This is a genomic window from Agarivorans sp. JK6 (genome assembly GCF_045277145.1).
In the GTDB taxonomy this organism is placed as follows: domain Bacteria; phylum Pseudomonadota; class Gammaproteobacteria; order Enterobacterales; family Celerinatantimonadaceae; genus Agarivorans; species Agarivorans albus.
Window position 1 is genome coordinate 713,868 of the sequence record NZ_CP113525.1, and the last position, 15,100, is coordinate 728,967.

Annotated in this window: 15 protein-coding genes; 11 read left to right on the forward strand and 4 right to left on the reverse strand. The window is 45.3% G+C overall.

Annotated features, from left to right (window positions below; translation table 11 throughout):
* Positions 1-55: 55 nt before the first annotated feature.
* Complete coding sequence (locus OV592_RS03375; protein WP_406610392.1) at positions 56-835, reverse strand: IclR family transcriptional regulator; 780 nt, start codon at positions 833-835, stop codon at positions 56-58.
* 314 nt (positions 836-1,149) lie between these two features.
* On the opposite strand from OV592_RS03375, the gene mrcB reads away from it, so the two are divergent.
* The 5 genes from mrcB (at position 1,150) to OV592_RS03400 (ending at position 5,449) form a co-directional block, all read left to right on the forward strand.
* Positions 1,150-3,549, forward strand: coding sequence for a penicillin-binding protein 1B (gene mrcB / locus OV592_RS03380; protein ID WP_406610393.1), 2,400 nt, complete (start codon positions 1,150-1,152; stop codon positions 3,547-3,549).
* Positions 3,550-3,558: 9 nt separating this feature from the next.
* Positions 3,559-4,212 (forward strand): dUTP diphosphatase, encoded by a 654-nt coding sequence (locus OV592_RS03385; RefSeq protein WP_406610394.1) that lies wholly within the window; start codon positions 3,559-3,561, stop codon positions 4,210-4,212.
* Between the two features lie 614 nt (positions 4,213-4,826).
* Positions 4,827-5,018 carry a hypothetical protein gene (locus OV592_RS03390; protein WP_406610395.1) on the forward strand — a complete coding sequence of 64 codons (192 nt, stop codon included), beginning with the start codon at positions 4,827-4,829 and terminating at the stop codon, positions 5,016-5,018.
* Positions 5,019-5,040: 22 nt separating this feature from the next.
* Positions 5,041-5,235 (forward strand): hypothetical protein, encoded by a 195-nt coding sequence (locus OV592_RS03395; RefSeq protein WP_152784127.1) that lies wholly within the window; start codon positions 5,041-5,043, stop codon positions 5,233-5,235.
* Between the two features lie 19 nt (positions 5,236-5,254).
* A complete protein-coding gene (locus OV592_RS03400) occupies positions 5,255-5,449 on the forward strand; it encodes a hypothetical protein (protein ID WP_016403602.1) in 195 nt (64 codons plus the stop codon).
* 203 nt (positions 5,450-5,652) lie between these two features.
* Here the strand turns inward: OV592_RS03400 and OV592_RS03405 are convergent, their stop codons facing one another.
* The gene (locus tag OV592_RS03405; RefSeq protein ID WP_406610396.1) at positions 5,653-5,856 is read right to left on the reverse strand and encodes a hypothetical protein; all 204 of its coding nucleotides are present in this window, start codon (positions 5,854-5,856) and stop codon (positions 5,653-5,655) included.
* Positions 5,857-6,065: 209 nt separating this feature from the next.
* Between OV592_RS03405 and OV592_RS03410 the strand changes: the two genes are divergently transcribed.
* Entirely contained in the window at positions 6,066-6,437 is a 372-nt protein-coding gene (locus tag OV592_RS03410) for a YbaN family protein (RefSeq protein ID WP_406610397.1), read from the forward strand.
* Positions 6,438-6,494: 57 nt separating this feature from the next.
* Complete coding sequence (locus tag OV592_RS03415) at positions 6,495-6,773, forward strand: hypothetical protein (RefSeq protein ID WP_016403553.1); 279 nt, start codon at positions 6,495-6,497, stop codon at positions 6,771-6,773.
* 33 nt (positions 6,774-6,806) lie between these two features.
* On the opposite strand, the gene hemL is transcribed toward OV592_RS03415, so the two are convergent.
* A complete protein-coding gene (gene hemL / locus OV592_RS03420) occupies positions 6,807-8,090 on the reverse strand; it encodes a glutamate-1-semialdehyde 2,1-aminomutase (protein ID WP_406610398.1) in 1,284 nt (427 codons plus the stop codon).
* Positions 8,091-8,364: 274 nt separating this feature from the next.
* Between hemL and OV592_RS03425 the strand changes: the two genes are divergently transcribed.
* The 4 genes from OV592_RS03425 (at position 8,365) to OV592_RS03440 (ending at position 13,920) form a co-directional block, all read left to right on the forward strand.
* The gene (locus tag OV592_RS03425) at positions 8,365-9,027 is read left to right on the forward strand and encodes a DUF6776 family protein (RefSeq protein ID WP_406610399.1); all 663 of its coding nucleotides are present in this window, start codon (positions 8,365-8,367) and stop codon (positions 9,025-9,027) included.
* A 110-nt stretch (positions 9,028-9,137) separates the two neighbouring features.
* Positions 9,138-9,497, forward strand: coding sequence for an iron-sulfur cluster insertion protein ErpA (erpA, locus tag OV592_RS03430; protein WP_016403550.1), 360 nt, complete (start codon positions 9,138-9,140; stop codon positions 9,495-9,497).
* 188 nt (positions 9,498-9,685) lie between these two features.
* A complete protein-coding gene (locus OV592_RS03435; protein WP_406610400.1) occupies positions 9,686-10,792 on the forward strand; it encodes an efflux RND transporter periplasmic adaptor subunit in 1,107 nt (368 codons plus the stop codon).
* Positions 10,792-13,920 (forward strand): efflux RND transporter permease subunit, encoded by a 3,129-nt coding sequence (locus OV592_RS03440; protein WP_406610401.1) that lies wholly within the window; start codon positions 10,792-10,794, stop codon positions 13,918-13,920. The genes OV592_RS03435 and OV592_RS03440 overlap by 1 nt, the downstream gene beginning before the upstream one ends.
* Positions 13,921-13,990: 70 nt before the next feature.
* Here OV592_RS03440 and OV592_RS03445 read toward each other — a convergent pair whose 3' ends face one another.
* A complete protein-coding gene (locus OV592_RS03445) occupies positions 13,991-15,097 on the reverse strand; it encodes an anhydro-N-acetylmuramic acid kinase (protein ID WP_406610402.1) in 1,107 nt (368 codons plus the stop codon).
* Between the last annotated feature and the right edge of the window lie 3 nt (positions 15,098-15,100).

Here is a 15,100-nt window from a genome sequence, read left to right on the forward strand (position 1 = left end):
AGCCTAAGTGACAACCACAGCGGTGAGCCTTCATCGCTGTGGTTTTAGCGAGCGACTAACAACCCAATTGCTGAGTGATCTGCTTGGCAGTCGCTTGGGCTCTGCTTATTAGTTCTGAGCTTGCAGAGAGCTCATCTATAGCAGTCGAGTTGAGCGTCGTAATGGCTAAAGAGGCGATCACTAAGCCTTCTGGCTCTCCCACCAATACTGCAGATTCATATACCCCTTTTGTGAGCTCATTGGCAGCAGAATAGGTTCCGTTTTGCTTGATTAAAGCGAGTTGCTGAATGAACAGTTTGCGTTGCGCGGCTTTCATTTGTTGGTAGTGCTGGTCGCGCTCCAAGATCATTGCTTGTACATCGGGCTTACTGTTCGCCAGTAATACGCGTCCAGAGGCATTGGCGCTGGTAGGAAATAGTGAACCTTCGGCAATATTAATCGATACTGGATCGTGGCTTTGAGCATGAACTATCACCATGGCTTGGCTTTGATACAACATGCTTAGGTGGCAAGAGTGACCAGATGAAAAAGCTAAGTCTTCCATGTGCGGCAGGGCGCACTGGCGCATTTTATCAATTGGAGAAATGCGGCGAGACAGGTTGTAAATTTTTAACGAGGCGCGATATTTACCTGATACTTCATCTCTAATTAAGTAGCCTCTTGCTTCTAAACCAACCAATACGCGATAGATTTCGTTGGCGCCTCTAGCCAGTGCTGTGGCTATCTCGGTTTGAGATTTTGGCAATTCTTGGCTAACCATGTATTCCAAAATATCTAAGCCTTTATCTAGCGCAGGCACAGCGTATTTGTTAGTAGCAGGCGATTTCTTATCCATTCGTCGTTTAACTTTTACAACCCAAAGTTTGCCTATGTTAACAGCGAGCTGATTTAAAGAAAAATAATCGCAGCTTTAGTGGTTGAGCTGATTTTTGTTGTGTAACAGCGAGTTGTTTAAATAGCGTTGTGGGGCGTGTTTAATTATTAGCTTCGTTTTTGTTTATCCAGAAATAAGTATCTGCGTAGCATGCTTATATTTGTGCTTAAAAAATTGGGCTAGTGGGAGTATCCTAACAGCACTTTTGGCCTGCCTTTTTCTCGCACTATCTATTGCAGGCCATCCCCTAAGGTTTGATTAAGCAGTAAGGCAGTATGAGTCCCAAAAAGCCCGATAGCTCGGCCAAAAAGCCAAGCCCCAAAAAAGCCTCGGCAAAGAAGCCGGCTAGCAAAAGTAAACGTACTCCAGCTAAAAAGACCGCTAAACCGCGCTCAAGCGCTAAAAAAAATACTAAGCCTTCATGGGGAAAACGCTTGTGGGGCATTAGTTGGAAGCTAGCATTAGTTGGCATTGTCATTATGGTTGCTTGGGGTGTGGTACTAGACAGCAAAATTCAGCAGCGTTTTACTGGCGATAAGTGGCAACTGCCGGCAGCGGTGTATGGTCGAGAGCTACAGCTCTATCCTGGTTTACGCCTAAGCAGAAAAGAGCTGCAAGATGAGTTAGCGTTACTAAATTATCGCAAAGTAAAACGCGCTAAACGTGGTGGTGAATATGCGGTATCGGAAACCAAAATTGAGGTAGTACGTCGCCAATTTGAGTTTGCCGATGGTGTAGAGCCCGAGTTGCCGATGCTACTCACTTTTAGCCCTTCACGTTTGGCTAAAATTCAGCACCGTGATACTGGCGAAGAGATTGCTCAAACCCGACTTGACCCAGTATTGCTTGAACGCCTGAATGTGACAGAGCAAGAAGACCGGCTATTTGTGCCTTTAAATGATATTCCAGCAAGCTTAAAGCAGGCCTTGATACTTACCGAAGATCGTCAGTTTTATGAGCATGACGGAGTGTCACCCATGGCAATTGCTCGCGCTTTAGTGGTGAATTTGCGTGCCGGTCGCACGGTACAAGGCGGCAGCACGATTACTCAACAGTTGGCTAAAAACTTCTTTTTAACGCGTGAACGTACTTTATGGCGTAAGTTGCAAGAAGCCTACATGGCGCTGCTCATCGATTTTCGCTACAGCAAAGATGAGATTTTAGAGAGCTACTTTAACGAAGTGTATCTTGGGCAAAATGGTAGTAATGCGGTGCATGGCATTGGCCTTGCCAGTTATTTCTATTTTGGCCGTCCAGTGAATGATTTATCGGTGGAGCAAGTGGCTTTGTTAGTGGCCATTATTAAAGGCCCTTCATATTACGATCCATGGCGCCATGAACAGCGCGCGGTAAATCGTCGTGACTTGGTTTTACGTATATTGGCCGAAGAAGGTGAATTGTCGGCCGAGCGTTATCAGCTGGCTGTGAAAAAACCATTAGGCTTGAGCAAGCGTGGCAGTATGGGCTATCAGAAAACGCCGGGCTTTGTATCGCTGGTTCGTCGAGAGCTGCAGCAGCATGCTAACAACTGGCGTAATTACAATGGTGTGAAGGTATTTACTACGCTGGATCCGTTATCACAACGTCATGCTCAAAGCGCCGCGCAAAATGTTTTAGAGCAGTTAGACAAGGGCGCGAAAAAGCAATTGCAAACAGCCATGGTGATTAGTGAACGCCATACTGGCGCGATCCGTGCGCTAATTGGCGGCAGAGAAAAGAATAACCAAGGGTTTAACCGGGCATTGGATGCGCGCCGCCAAATTGGCTCCTTAGTTAAACCCTTTGTCTACCTCACCGCGATAGAGCAAGGGCATCAGTTAGGCGAGTTGTTGGAAAACAGCCCCTTGGCGGTGCCTTTAGATGATGGCACCAATTGGCAGCCTAATAACTACGATAAGAGCTTTAGTGAGCCTGTGATGTTAGTACGTGCCTTGGCTGAGTCACTTAACGTACCCACGGTGCGCTTAGGCCTTGAAGTGGGGGTCGATTCGGTCGTTGATACCTTAAAGTTGGCTGGCTTGGAGGAGAATACTCGCCCTTATCCGTCGATACTTTTGGGAAGCTTAAGCCTGTCGCCATTTCAAATGGCACAGCTTTATCAAACCCTAGGTGGGGACGGTGAGTATCGCCCACTTTATGCTGTGCACCAAGTGAACGACGGGCAAGGCAACGTATTGTATAAAGCTGATAATGACGCAGAGCGCCGCTGGTCTGAAATGGCCAACTTCCTCACGCTGTATGGCATGAGCCAAGTGACTCGCAGTGGTACTGCGCGCTCGCTCAAGTGGCGCATTCCCAAGGTTGATTTGGCGGGAAAAACGGGCACCACTAACGATTTACGCGACAGTTGGTATGTGGGCATAGACCAGCGAGAGATTGTTACGGTTTGGGTTGGGCGAGACGACAACAAGCCCGCAGCAGTTACCGGTTCTTCTGCGGCATTACCAGTGTATGCGGCATATCTCAAAACCTCGTATCCACAGTCGCTACGAGCTATGCAACCCGATAACCTAAGCTGGGTTCATTTTGCCAAAGCGAATGGGCATCCAACTTCTGCCGGCTGTGGTGAAACAAGCTTACTGCCTGCACCTAGCAGCCAAGCTGAATTAGCTGAAGGCTGTGTGCAACAAAGTGCAACTAAGGCCAAAACGTGGCTACAAAGTTTATTTAATTAAGGATCTGGAATGTTACAAGCAAACCAAGCGCAAATTATGTTGCAGCTACAAGATAACATGAATGCCAAAGTGAACCCAGAGTGGCTAACTACTCGTTCGCCATTTTTGCGTGCGGTAGTTATTGAAGGCGCAGAAGCGATTGAGCATCACGGTTGGAAGTGGTGGAAGAAACAAGACTGCGACCTAGAACAGCTACAAATGGAGCTAGTAGATATTTGGCACTTTGTATTGTCTGAGTTACTGCTGCAATCAGATGGCGAACATGCACCCGCTCAGGCTTACATTTTCGAGAATATTGAGCAAAGCACTGTGCAGTTTGATGGCAAACAGTGGCAGTTTAGCCAACTTAACTTATTAGAAAAGCTTGAGTTGCTTATTGGTTTAGCTGCCGCTAAACGCACCAGTATTGGCTTGTTCTCGGCTTTGTTGGTGGATTGTAAGATGAGCTGGGTGGATCTTTATCAGCAATACGTGAGTAAAAACGTGCTTAATTTCTTCCGCCAAGATAATGGATACAAACAAGGTACTTATCGCAAAGTGTGGGATGGCAGAGAAGATAACGAGCATTTGGTTGAACTAATGGCTAACTTAGATGCTTCGGCATTAAGTTTTCAAGACGACTTGTACCAAGCCTTACATCAACGCTACGGGCAATCTAAATAATGTAGCATTTGCTGCAATGTGGCGCAGCTTTGCGCCACATATGAGTGCATTCGCATTGTGCAACAACTTCTTATTTTGCCGGATTTATTATAAAAAACTAAATTCATACAAATTTTCTAGATAATTTCACTATTGATAGGCTTTTCATTGGCTTGAAACTGGAATTTTTAGTCTAATCAAAAAAGATATCAAAATTGGCCTCGTTATTGCTCCTTAGTATTTGTGTGGTTAACAGATGAACTTCACATTCACAATTTAAGTAGTAGAGGTAAATATTATGGCTGTTTCAAGTTTTAGAGGTGCATCAGGTGCGAGTTTTTGTCCAAGTAAATCGAGCGATAAACGAACCCGCAATAATGCTAAATAATCTTTCATTCAGTGATTGTTTAGTTGTTTAAAAAGCGCTTAATAATCTTAAGCGCTTAATCTTTACCCCGCATTTAAATCTCACGCGTCTCATTTTTTCTGTATCTAACTGCAAGAAAAACCGTAACTTTTCCTTTTTCTCTCACTTTTTTCTAAAAAAATTTAAATTTCTTTGAAATAACCAAGTAGACAGCTAGGTCTTCTTGGTCATGGCTATACAGAGTTAAGCCATTACTAGGAGAAATAAAATGAAAGCCGTTATGTCAGCAATGTTAAGCGTAGTTTTTGGTTCGTTCTTAATGTTTAGCGCTGCGAGTCAGGCGGCGGTTGGTCCCCTAAATGGGGCGCAAGGAAGCACTAATATCGGTACCAGTGGAATAGACCGTCATACCTGTCAACGCGAAGCATTACGTGGCGAATTACAGTCGCCGTTTTGTTAAGTAGATAAGTTTTAGGAGAATGATGATGAAAGCGTTAACCACCAGTTTAGTTAGTGTAGTGTTTGGTTCGGCCTTGATGTTTAGTGCAGCAAGCCAGGCTTCTTTTACCCCAGCAAATAGCGCGCAAGGTAGTGTGCAAATAGGTACTAGCGGTATCGACCGTCATACCTGTCAGCGTGAAGCGCTGCGCGGCGAAGTTCAATCGCCATTTTGTTAATAATTAGGGAAGGAGAAGAATGATGAAAGCATTAAGTTCAGCAATATTGAGTGTAGTGTTTGGTTCTGCTTTGATGTTTAGCGCAGCTAGCCAAGCCTCATTTACCCCAGCAAGTAGTTTGCAAGGTAGTGTGCAAATAGGCACTAGCGGTAATGACCGCCATACCTGCCAGCGTGAAGCCTTGCGTGGCGAAGTGCAATCACCTTTTTGTTAAGCACTGAGAATATTAAAAAAGGCGATGTAGATTTACATCGCCTTTTTTAATGGGGAGTTTAATACCAATCACACCAAGTCAGTGATCAGAAAAAACGCAGGAAAAATACTCAAGAATAAGGCAGAATTTTTCGATAAGTCGTTATTCTACAATCAAAAGTTCTAACGCAGTTATCGAGTATTTTAACCAGATAGAATGCACAGTTACCTATTACGATTAGCATAAGCACCTGGTCGACAGCGATCGCTAAACTGGGTTTGCTCAAAGTACTCTACAGGGAGGCTTAGTTCAGCCTGATGCTGATTTAGCTGGTTATTGCGCTTGCTGGTAAATCGATAAACGTTATTGCTAGTGCTGCTGGCAGTGTTACCTTGAAAAACAGTTTCTTTCTGGACGGCTTCAAACATGACGAACTCCTGATTAAATAGTTCGCGCCCTTAGGCGCTTTAGCGGTATTTGTTAGCCGCCCGCAAGTTGGCGATTAAATCGGCGGCAGAGTTAATTTATTATTTGGCCGTCTAGATGTCTAATTTTATTTTGCTACAAGTCATAACTAACAGTTATTTATCGCGCCACAGGGTAAACTATCTGCTTACTTATTAAAGGTGCTTGTTTAATGCTAAAAGTGTTCTACCTGTTAATTGCGTGGCTAGCGGTATTGCTGGGCACGGTAGGTATTTTTTTGCCTTTGCTGCCTACTACGCCTTTCATCTTATTAGCCGCGATTCTATTTTCTAAAAGCTCTCCTCGGTTTGCTGCTTGGCTTGAGCTGCATCGCACTTTTGGTCCTTTATTAAATGATTGGCAGCAACATGGTGTGGTAAGCCTTAAAGCAAAGTGCAGTGCTACCCTTATGGTGGCTATTTCGGCGGGTTTAATGTTGTGGATGGAGGTCCCTTGGTTTGCCCGTATTGCCGCAGGTACATGTCTGTTAGCAGTGATGGTTTTTCTTTGGACTCGACCTTCAGTAAAAAACTCTTCCCGCTAAGTTATTGCTTACTATACTCATTTTGTGAATTTTAAAATCATCAATAAGAGTCTGGATATGAAAAAACATATTTGTTTGTTGTTAGGCTTTATTGCTGCTGGGGTACAAGCTGGTAATGGCACCGAAGTGGCGAATATAAATTGTAATGGCACTTGGATACGCTCGGGTACCGATAAGCTGGAGTTAATTAGTGCTTGTGGCAAGCCTGAATATGAAGAAGTAGTAAGCGGTGATAACTTCAATAAGTTAGAAGGCGTGCTCTATAACATTAAAGGCAAAAAATACGTGGTGTATCTAAAAACCGGCCAGGTAGTGAAAATTGAATGGCTAAGGTAAAGCCGCACTCTTGGGCAAGTGCGGCAATCCAGCTTATTTTAACTTGGCAAAACAACGCTCTGCTGCAGAGATAGTGGCATCAATATCTGCTTCGCTGTGAGCAAAAGAAGTGAATGATGCTTCAAACGCTGACGGGGCTAAGTAAACCCCTTCTTCCAGCATTAAGTGGAAGAACTTTTTGAAACGTTCTGCATCACAGGCGCAAGCTTGGGCGAAGTTAGTCACGCTGCTTTCTTCGGTGAAAAAGAAGCCTAGCATTGCACCTACTTGATTAACGGTTAATGGAATGCCTTGGCGATCTGCAGCCGCTTTGAGGCCTTTGGCCAAACGCTCGGTGATTACATTTAGGTGTTGATGAACCGCTGGATCTTTTAGGGCATTAAGTGCCGCTAAACCAGCCGCCATAGCAATAGGGTTACCCGATAAAGTACCCGCTTGATACACCGGACCAACAGGCGCTAAGTGATCCATAATTTTTTGGCTGCCACCAAAAGCGCCTACAGGCATGCCGCCGCCAATCACTTTTCCTAAACAAGTTAGGTCGGGCTTTACCCCATAATGAGCTTGTGCTCCGCCTAATGAAACTCGAAAGCCCGTCATTACTTCATCAATAATAAATACCGCTTGGTATTTATCACAAATGGCGCGTAGCCCTTGTAAGAAACCATCTACAGGAGGGATACAGTTCATGTTGCCTGCCACTGGCTCAACAATGATACAAGCAATGTCTTCTGGGTATTCGGCAAATAAAGCTTCAACCGAGGCTAAATCATTATAGGTGGCAGTAAGAGTATGTTGAGCAAAGTCGGCGGGAATACCCGGCGAGCTTGGTTGACCAAGGGTTAATGCTCCAGAGCCCGCTTTAACCAGTAATGAGTCGGCATGGCCGTGGTAGCAACCTTCAAACTTAAGAATTTTGTTACGGCCGGTGTAGCCACGAGCAAGGCGAATCGCGCTCATGGTGGCTTCGGTGCCCGAGTTAACCATACGCACTTGGTCCATCGATGGCACCAATTCGCACACTAGATTAGCCATATCGATTTCAGCAGCGGTAGGCGCACCAAAACTCAAGCCTTTAGCGGCAGCATCAACTACAGCTTGGTGAATTGCAGGGTGGTTATGACCCAAAATCATTGGGCCCCATGAGCCCACGTAATCAATATAGCTGTTGCCATCGGCATCGTAGATGCGCGCGCCGTCGGCTCGTTCAATAAAAACCGGTGTTCCACCTACGCCATTAAAGGCACGAACTGGTGAATTAACGCCACCAGGAATAGTTTGCTGGGCTTGGCTAAAAAGTTGTTCTGAACGAGACATAAAGCATCCTTTAAAATCTGAGTCACGCGCCACAAAGGCAGTAAATTGCGCTCACTATAACAAATAATCTATAGCCAAGTAATAATGCGTAGGAGCTGCATTTGGGCGCTGGTTCAGCTTGCAGGCTGTAGCTATTTAAACTAAAGAATTGGGCTACGTTATCTAACTCGTTTCACCGGCAAAAAGTTAGTGCTATCGCAGAGAACTAACTGTAGTTTGTTGCCGAGGGGAAATCTGGGTAAAATGTCGTCTTTTCGCGACAGGTGTATACAAAGTGGCAAAGCCAAAGTTGTTAGTTGTTAGTTTAATCGGTGCCTTGGCTTTAACCAGTGTGTATGGTTTATCGGTTGTTGTTGAAGAAAAAGATCAACTCATTAGCCAATTAAAACAGCAGCTTAGTAACTCTCTTGAAAGCCAGTCGGTATTACAACAACGTTTATCGATGGTGCGCCTAGAGCAAGACACCAGCTTGGCAGAGTTAGCGCAGTTAAAACAAAGCATTAATCAACTGACCGAGCAAAAGCTTGCCTTAACTGAAGAGCTGTTGGTGTATAGAAAAATCATGGCCCCAGAAAAACAAGCTGGCGGCATGAAAATTGAACAACTAAACATTGAACCCATGCTTAGCCCCAACTATTACCGAATGCAGGTATTGTTGATGCAAGTAGCGCGCAATAAACGCTTGTTAAGTGGGGAGCTGCAGTTAGTGGTAGTGGGTAGTCAGAACCAAAAACCAGCGCAATATAATTTGGCAGATTTACAAAGTGAGGCCTCTCCTTTAGCGTTTAAGTTCCGTTATTTTCAAGAAGTGAATACCGACATTAAGTTGCCCGAAGGCTTTAAAGCAGAGCGGATTGAGCTTACCGCTAAAGTTAAGGGCAATAAATGGAACAAAAAAGCCGAGATTATTTACAAACAAAATTGGCCTGTAGAATAAACACTTAGTGATGGCTTAGGGCTATGGATAAACCCTCTTAGGATAATACTTGAACAAATTACTCGGGTATTAGATAATCTGCGCCAGTTAACATTTTTAAGGAATAGATTGTGTCAGAACAAGCTGTAACTGAACAAGCCGCATTTCCAATTCAATTTACCGACGCCGCAGCGTCGCGAGTAAAAGAGCTAGTTGCTGAAGAAGAGAACCCAGCGCTAATGTTGCGTGTCTATGTCACAGGCGGTGGTTGTTCTGGTTTTTCTTACGGATTTACCTTCGATGAAAAAGTAAATGAAGGTGATACCTTAGTAGAAAAACAAGGTGTATCGATGGTTGTAGATTCAATGAGTTTGCAATATCTAGTGGGTGGTATCGTAGATTTCACCTCCGGCCTAGAAGGATCACGCTTCCTAGTGAACAACCCTAATGCTAGTACAACCTGTGGTTGTGGTTCATCATTTAGCATCTAAGCTGGTTAGCAAAACACCATACAATTGTATCTTTTTGTAAGCCACCGTCTGGTGGCTTCGCTATTTTTCATACTTAGCTAACGCTTTGTAGCAAATTTGTCAGTAGTCTTCGGCAAAGCATATAGATTGTTTGCACTAACTTGTATACTGATTCACTTACTTGAATCATCGACAGGGAGTGTTTGATTGTGTCTGTTGCCGTAAAACAGTTTTTTGCTGCTCGCCCATATATCCTTTCTATTTTTATTGTTGCTGTAGTGGTGTTTTGGATGCTCTCTGGTCAAATGACTAATGCAGATGAAGCCAAGGCTGAACCTGAGAAAGCCGCTCACAAGCTAACCCGCGTGCAAGTGAAAACCTACACTGCCGAGACCATTGAACGCAGCTTACATTTATACGGGCAAACAGAGGCGCGCCGTCAAAGTGTTATCTCTGCCGAAGTATCTGGTCGTTTGTTGGAGTTTTTGGTTGCCGAAGGTCGGCCAATTAAAAAAGGCCAAGCCCTTGCTCGTTTAGATATTCAAGATCGACGTTCACAGTTACTGCGTGCTGAAGCCTTGTTAGAGCAACGCACCATTGAGTATGCCGGGGTTAAGGCTCTTAGCAAGCAAGGTTTCCAAGGTAAAGCACGCTTAGCAGAGGCCAAGGCGGCGCTTGTGGATGCAGAATCCAATGTTAAATCGCTTAATTTAGCCATTGATAACACGCTGGTATTAGCCCCATACAACGGTATTTTTGAAGAAAATATTGTTGAGGCGGGTGCTTATCTAGGTATTGGTGACCCGATCTTAAGGCTTGCCGATACTCAGCAACTATTGGTGCGTACCGATGTGTCTGAGCGCGATATCTCTCAGCTTTCTTTGGGTGAAAAAGCCTACGTAAACTTGGTTACTGGAGAAGAAGTTGAAGGAAGCATCGACTTTATTGCTACCTTGTCTGATCCCAATACTCGAACCTTTAAAGTAGAAGTGTTGCTCGATAATCAACAACAACAGTTGATGGCGGGTGTGAGTGCCAGTGTGCGTTTCCCGCTAGAAGAGGTAGAAGCAATTAAAGTTAGCCCAGCAGTATTAGCCTTAGATGCCGAAGGTAATTTAGGGGTTAAAACAGTTGTGGATGATGTGGTGCAGTTTGTACCAGCCAGTTTAGTGCGCTCAGATCCCGACGGTGCCTGGTTATCTGGCTTTAGTGGTGACAACAATGTGATTATTTTAGGCCAAGGTTTTGTGCGCGAAGGCGATAAGGTTGAGCCTGTCACCAAAGCGGAGTTGTTAGCGCAAGAGAGGGCTGAATAATGCACGCTTTTATCGAAGCCGTTTTATCGAGAACTCGAACCGTACTGTCTATTTTACTGTTCTTGTTTGTTGCTGGCATTATTACCTACAACAACATTCCTAAAGAATCGGATCCCGATGTAGAGATCCCGGTTATTTACGTATCGATCCCACACGATGGGATTTCGCCTCAAGATGCTGAACGCTTGTTGCTGCGCCCTATGGAGCAGGAATTACAAGGTTTAGAAGGCATTAAAGAAATGACCGCCACGGCCAGTGAAGGTCATGGCTCGGTGGTGCTGGAGTTTATTGTTGGGGTTGATATCGACCAAGCCTTGTCGGATGTGCGCGCTAAGGTGGATCAAGCCAAACCTAAGCTGCCTGCCGGTGGCGATGAGCCGGAGGTGCATCAAGTAACCTTAGCCACAGAACAGCCTGCTATTACGGTGTTGCTGTCGGGTGACTTACCACAACGTGCTTTACTAACGATTGCCCGTGACCTGCAAGATCAAATGGAAACCATGAAGCAGGTACTAGAAGTTAACATTGGTGGAGACCGTGAAGACTTTTTGGAGATTACCGTAAACCCGCTTTTGATGGAGTCTTACGGTTTAGACCAAGCCGATATCTACAACTTGGTAAGCCGCAATAACCGTTTGGTAACAGCGGGTACACTTGATACCGGCAATGGCCGTTTTGCGGTAAAAGTACCTGCGGTATTTGAGAACGTTAAGGATGTTATTGAGCTGCCAATTAAGGTAGATGGTGATCGCATTGTTACCTTTGGTGATGTGGCCTCAGCCAGACGTACCTTTAAAGATGCCAGTACTTACGCGCGGGTAAATGGTAAGCCAACCATCTCTTTAGAAGTGAGCAAACGACCCGGCGAAAACCTGATTGAAACCATTGAACAGGTAAAAGCGTTAATTGCTCAAGAACAAGCGTTTTGGCCAGATTCGGTGATTATTGATTATGCCGGTGATAAATCTAAAGATATTCGCACCATGCTGTCAGAGCTGCAAAATAACATTCTATCTGCAGTTTTGTTGGTGGTGGTGGTGATTATTGCGGTAATGGGCGTACGTTCATCTCTGTTGGTGGGAATTGCTATTCCCGGCTCATTTTTGGCTGGTATTTTGATGCTGTCTTTAGGCGGGCTCACTATCAACATGGTGGTGTTGTTTTCGCTTATTATGGCGGTGGGGATGCTGGTGGACGGAGCCATTGTGGTTACCGAGTTTGCCGATAGGCAAATGAGCGAAGGCGTTCCTCGCCATCAAGCATACTCGCTGGCATCGCAACGCATGTCGTGGCCAATTATTGCATCAACTGCAACTACCTTAGCGGCGTTTGCTCCCTTATTGGCATGGCCAGGCATGGTGGGGCAGTTTATGGGTTACTTGCCGTTAACTTTGATTGCGACCTTAAGTGCTTCCTTGGTGATGGCGTTAATCTTTGTGCCTTCTTTAGGCAATATTTTTGGTCGCCCACGTAAATTAACTGCCAAGCAGCAACAGGCGCTAATTAAAGCGGATAAAGGCGAATGGCAAGGCCTTGAGGGGTTTACCGGTGTTTACTTACGGGTGTTGCACAAAGCGGTAAATGCACCGCTGCGCGTGCTGGGTTTGGGCATTGTTATTGCGATTGCAGTAATAATGGCTTACTCCAGTGCGGGTAAAGGGGTGGAGTTTTTTCCTGAAGTAGAGCCTGTGGGTTACAACATTATCGTTCGTTCGCACGGGGATTACTCTACCGATGAAAAGCTACAAGTAATGCTTGAGGTTGAGCGCCGCATCATCGATTTAGAAGATTACGATACTTTGTACACCAAAGTAGGTGGCGATCAGCTGGGGGATATTCGGGTTAATCTTAAAGATTGGAACGAACGTCGACCAGCTAACGAAATTATTGAAGACATGCGTTCACGCTTAGCACCTATTGCCGGCTTAGAAATTGAGTTTCGTAAAGACAAAGCGGGACCGCCGGCGGGCAAAGACTTACAGCTTGAGCTGAGCTCGCGTTTTCCGGAACGTTTAGAACCCATGGCCAAGAAAATTCGAGAGTTGGTGAATGACAACCCGCATTTTGTTAATGCCGAAGACTCTACCACCAAACCCGGGATAGAGTGGCAGCTTAAGGTTGACCGTGCCAAAGCCGCTCGTTTTGGCGCCGATGTTACTTTGCTAGGCAATACCGTACAGTTTGTGACTAATGGTCTAAACATTGGTGATTATCGCCCCGATGATGTGGACGATGAGCTAGAGATTCGAGTGCGTTTTCCAGAGGAGAATCGCAGTATTAGCCGCTTGAGTGAGTTACGGGTGAAAACGGCTTACGGCTTAGTACCGATTACTAACTTTGTAAGTTTAGAAGCTAAACCAAAACAAGATGTGATCAATAAGGTGGATGGTCGCCAAGTACTAACCGTAAGTGCCGACGTAGCGGCTGGGCAAAACTTAAGTATCGAGTTACCTAAGATTCAAGAACAACTTAAGCAACTAGAGCTTGACCCCTTGGTTGATATTAAACTGCGTGGCCAAAATGAAGACCAACAAGAGAGTATGGCCTTTTTAGGCAGAGCCTTTATGGTGGCGCTATTTGTGATGGGTTTGATTCTTATCACTCAGTTCAATAGCTTTTACCAAGCCTTGTTAATACTCTCGGCAGTATTGTTCTCAACCATTGGTGTATTGCTTGGCTTGTTAATCGCTGGGCAAGCATTTGGTATTATTATGAGTGGGTTGGGGGTGATTACCTTAGCGGGGATCGTGGTGAACAATAATATTGTGTTGATTGATACCTACAACGTTCTGCGTCGCCAAGGCATTGCTGCTCAAGAAGCTATTATGCGTACCGGTGCACAGCGTTTACGCCCAGTAATGTTAACCACAATTACAACCATCTTAGGCTTAATGCCCATGGTGTTGGAATTGAATATTGATGTGTTTGAGCGCAGCTTTGAAGTAGGTGCGCCTTCTTCTCAGTGGTGGTCACAACTAGCTACAGCGGTTGCTGGTGGCTTAAGTTTCGCCACACTGTTAACCCTTATTCTTACACCGTGTTTGTTAATGCTTGGCGCTAAATTTAGCCGTAAAGATAAACAAGCTGCGATAGAAGAAGCGAAAGAGCAGGAGCTGTTGGGGGCTTAAAACTCAAGGCAGTTGCTGACTGTTAGTCTAGGTTGTCAAAGAATTAAGGAGGGATGTTATCCCTCCTTTTTTATTTTGCGGGGTATAAGGCCCCAAGAATGGCTGGGCGACTTGCTCCGGTTACCGAGCTGGCGTTGCCAGTTTGTTGTAGTTTAAAACAGCGTGCTAACCAAGCAAAAGCCATCGCTTCTAAGGCTTGTTCTGGAATGCCTAATTCTGAGGTGCGGCTGAGTGTTAACTTAGGCAATGCCCTAGTCAGCAATTCTAATAAAAAGCCATTTTTGTCTCCGCCGCCACATAGATACACCTTGCCCCTATCAGCATCAAATAACTCTTGAGCAATACTCTGAGCGCTTAGGTGGTGCAAGGTACATTGCACATCTACAGGTGCTATTTGGGCAAAGTCTGGCTGTGTAAGAAAGCTATCTAACCAAGCTAAATGAAAATACTCGCGACCAGTGCTTTTTGGGGCAGCTAAGGCAAAGTACTTATCTGCTAGCATTTGATCTAGTAAGTTTTGCTGGCAGCGGCCGCTTTTCCCCCACTGACCATTATCATCATAATCCGAGCCATTAGGGTGATGACGTTTAAAGTGTTGATCTAACAAAGTATTGCCTGGTCCGGTGTCATACCCCAATAAGCTTTGCTCTGGAACTAAGCGGGTAACATTGGCAATGCCACCTATGTTAACAATAAAACGAGCTTCATTAGCATGGCTGAATATTGCTTGATGAAAGGCTGGTACCAACGGCGCTCCTTGGCCACCTAGCGCCATATCTTTGTTTCGAAAATCTGCCACAACATCAATGTTGGTTTGTACTGCAATGTGGCTAGGGCTACCAATTTGTAGGCTAAAGGCTAACTCGGGAAAATGGCGTATGGTTTGCCCGTGGCTGCCAATGGCAGCAATGTCACTAGCCTTGAGTTTAGCCTGAGCAATGGCTTGAGTTGCGGTTGCTGCAAATAGCTGGGCAATCGCCACGCTAGCCTCTGCCATGGTAGCTAGTTCGTTGGCTGCGGGGCTGCATAAACCGTGTAGTTGTTCAAGTAAGGTTTGTGGTATTGGCTGTTGGCAATGGGCTAGCAGAGCAGGTGTTTGCTGGCTAAAATCAACCACCACTGCGTCTACGCCGTCCATGCTGGTGCCCGACATTAAGCCCACATAAATGTCTGTCATTTA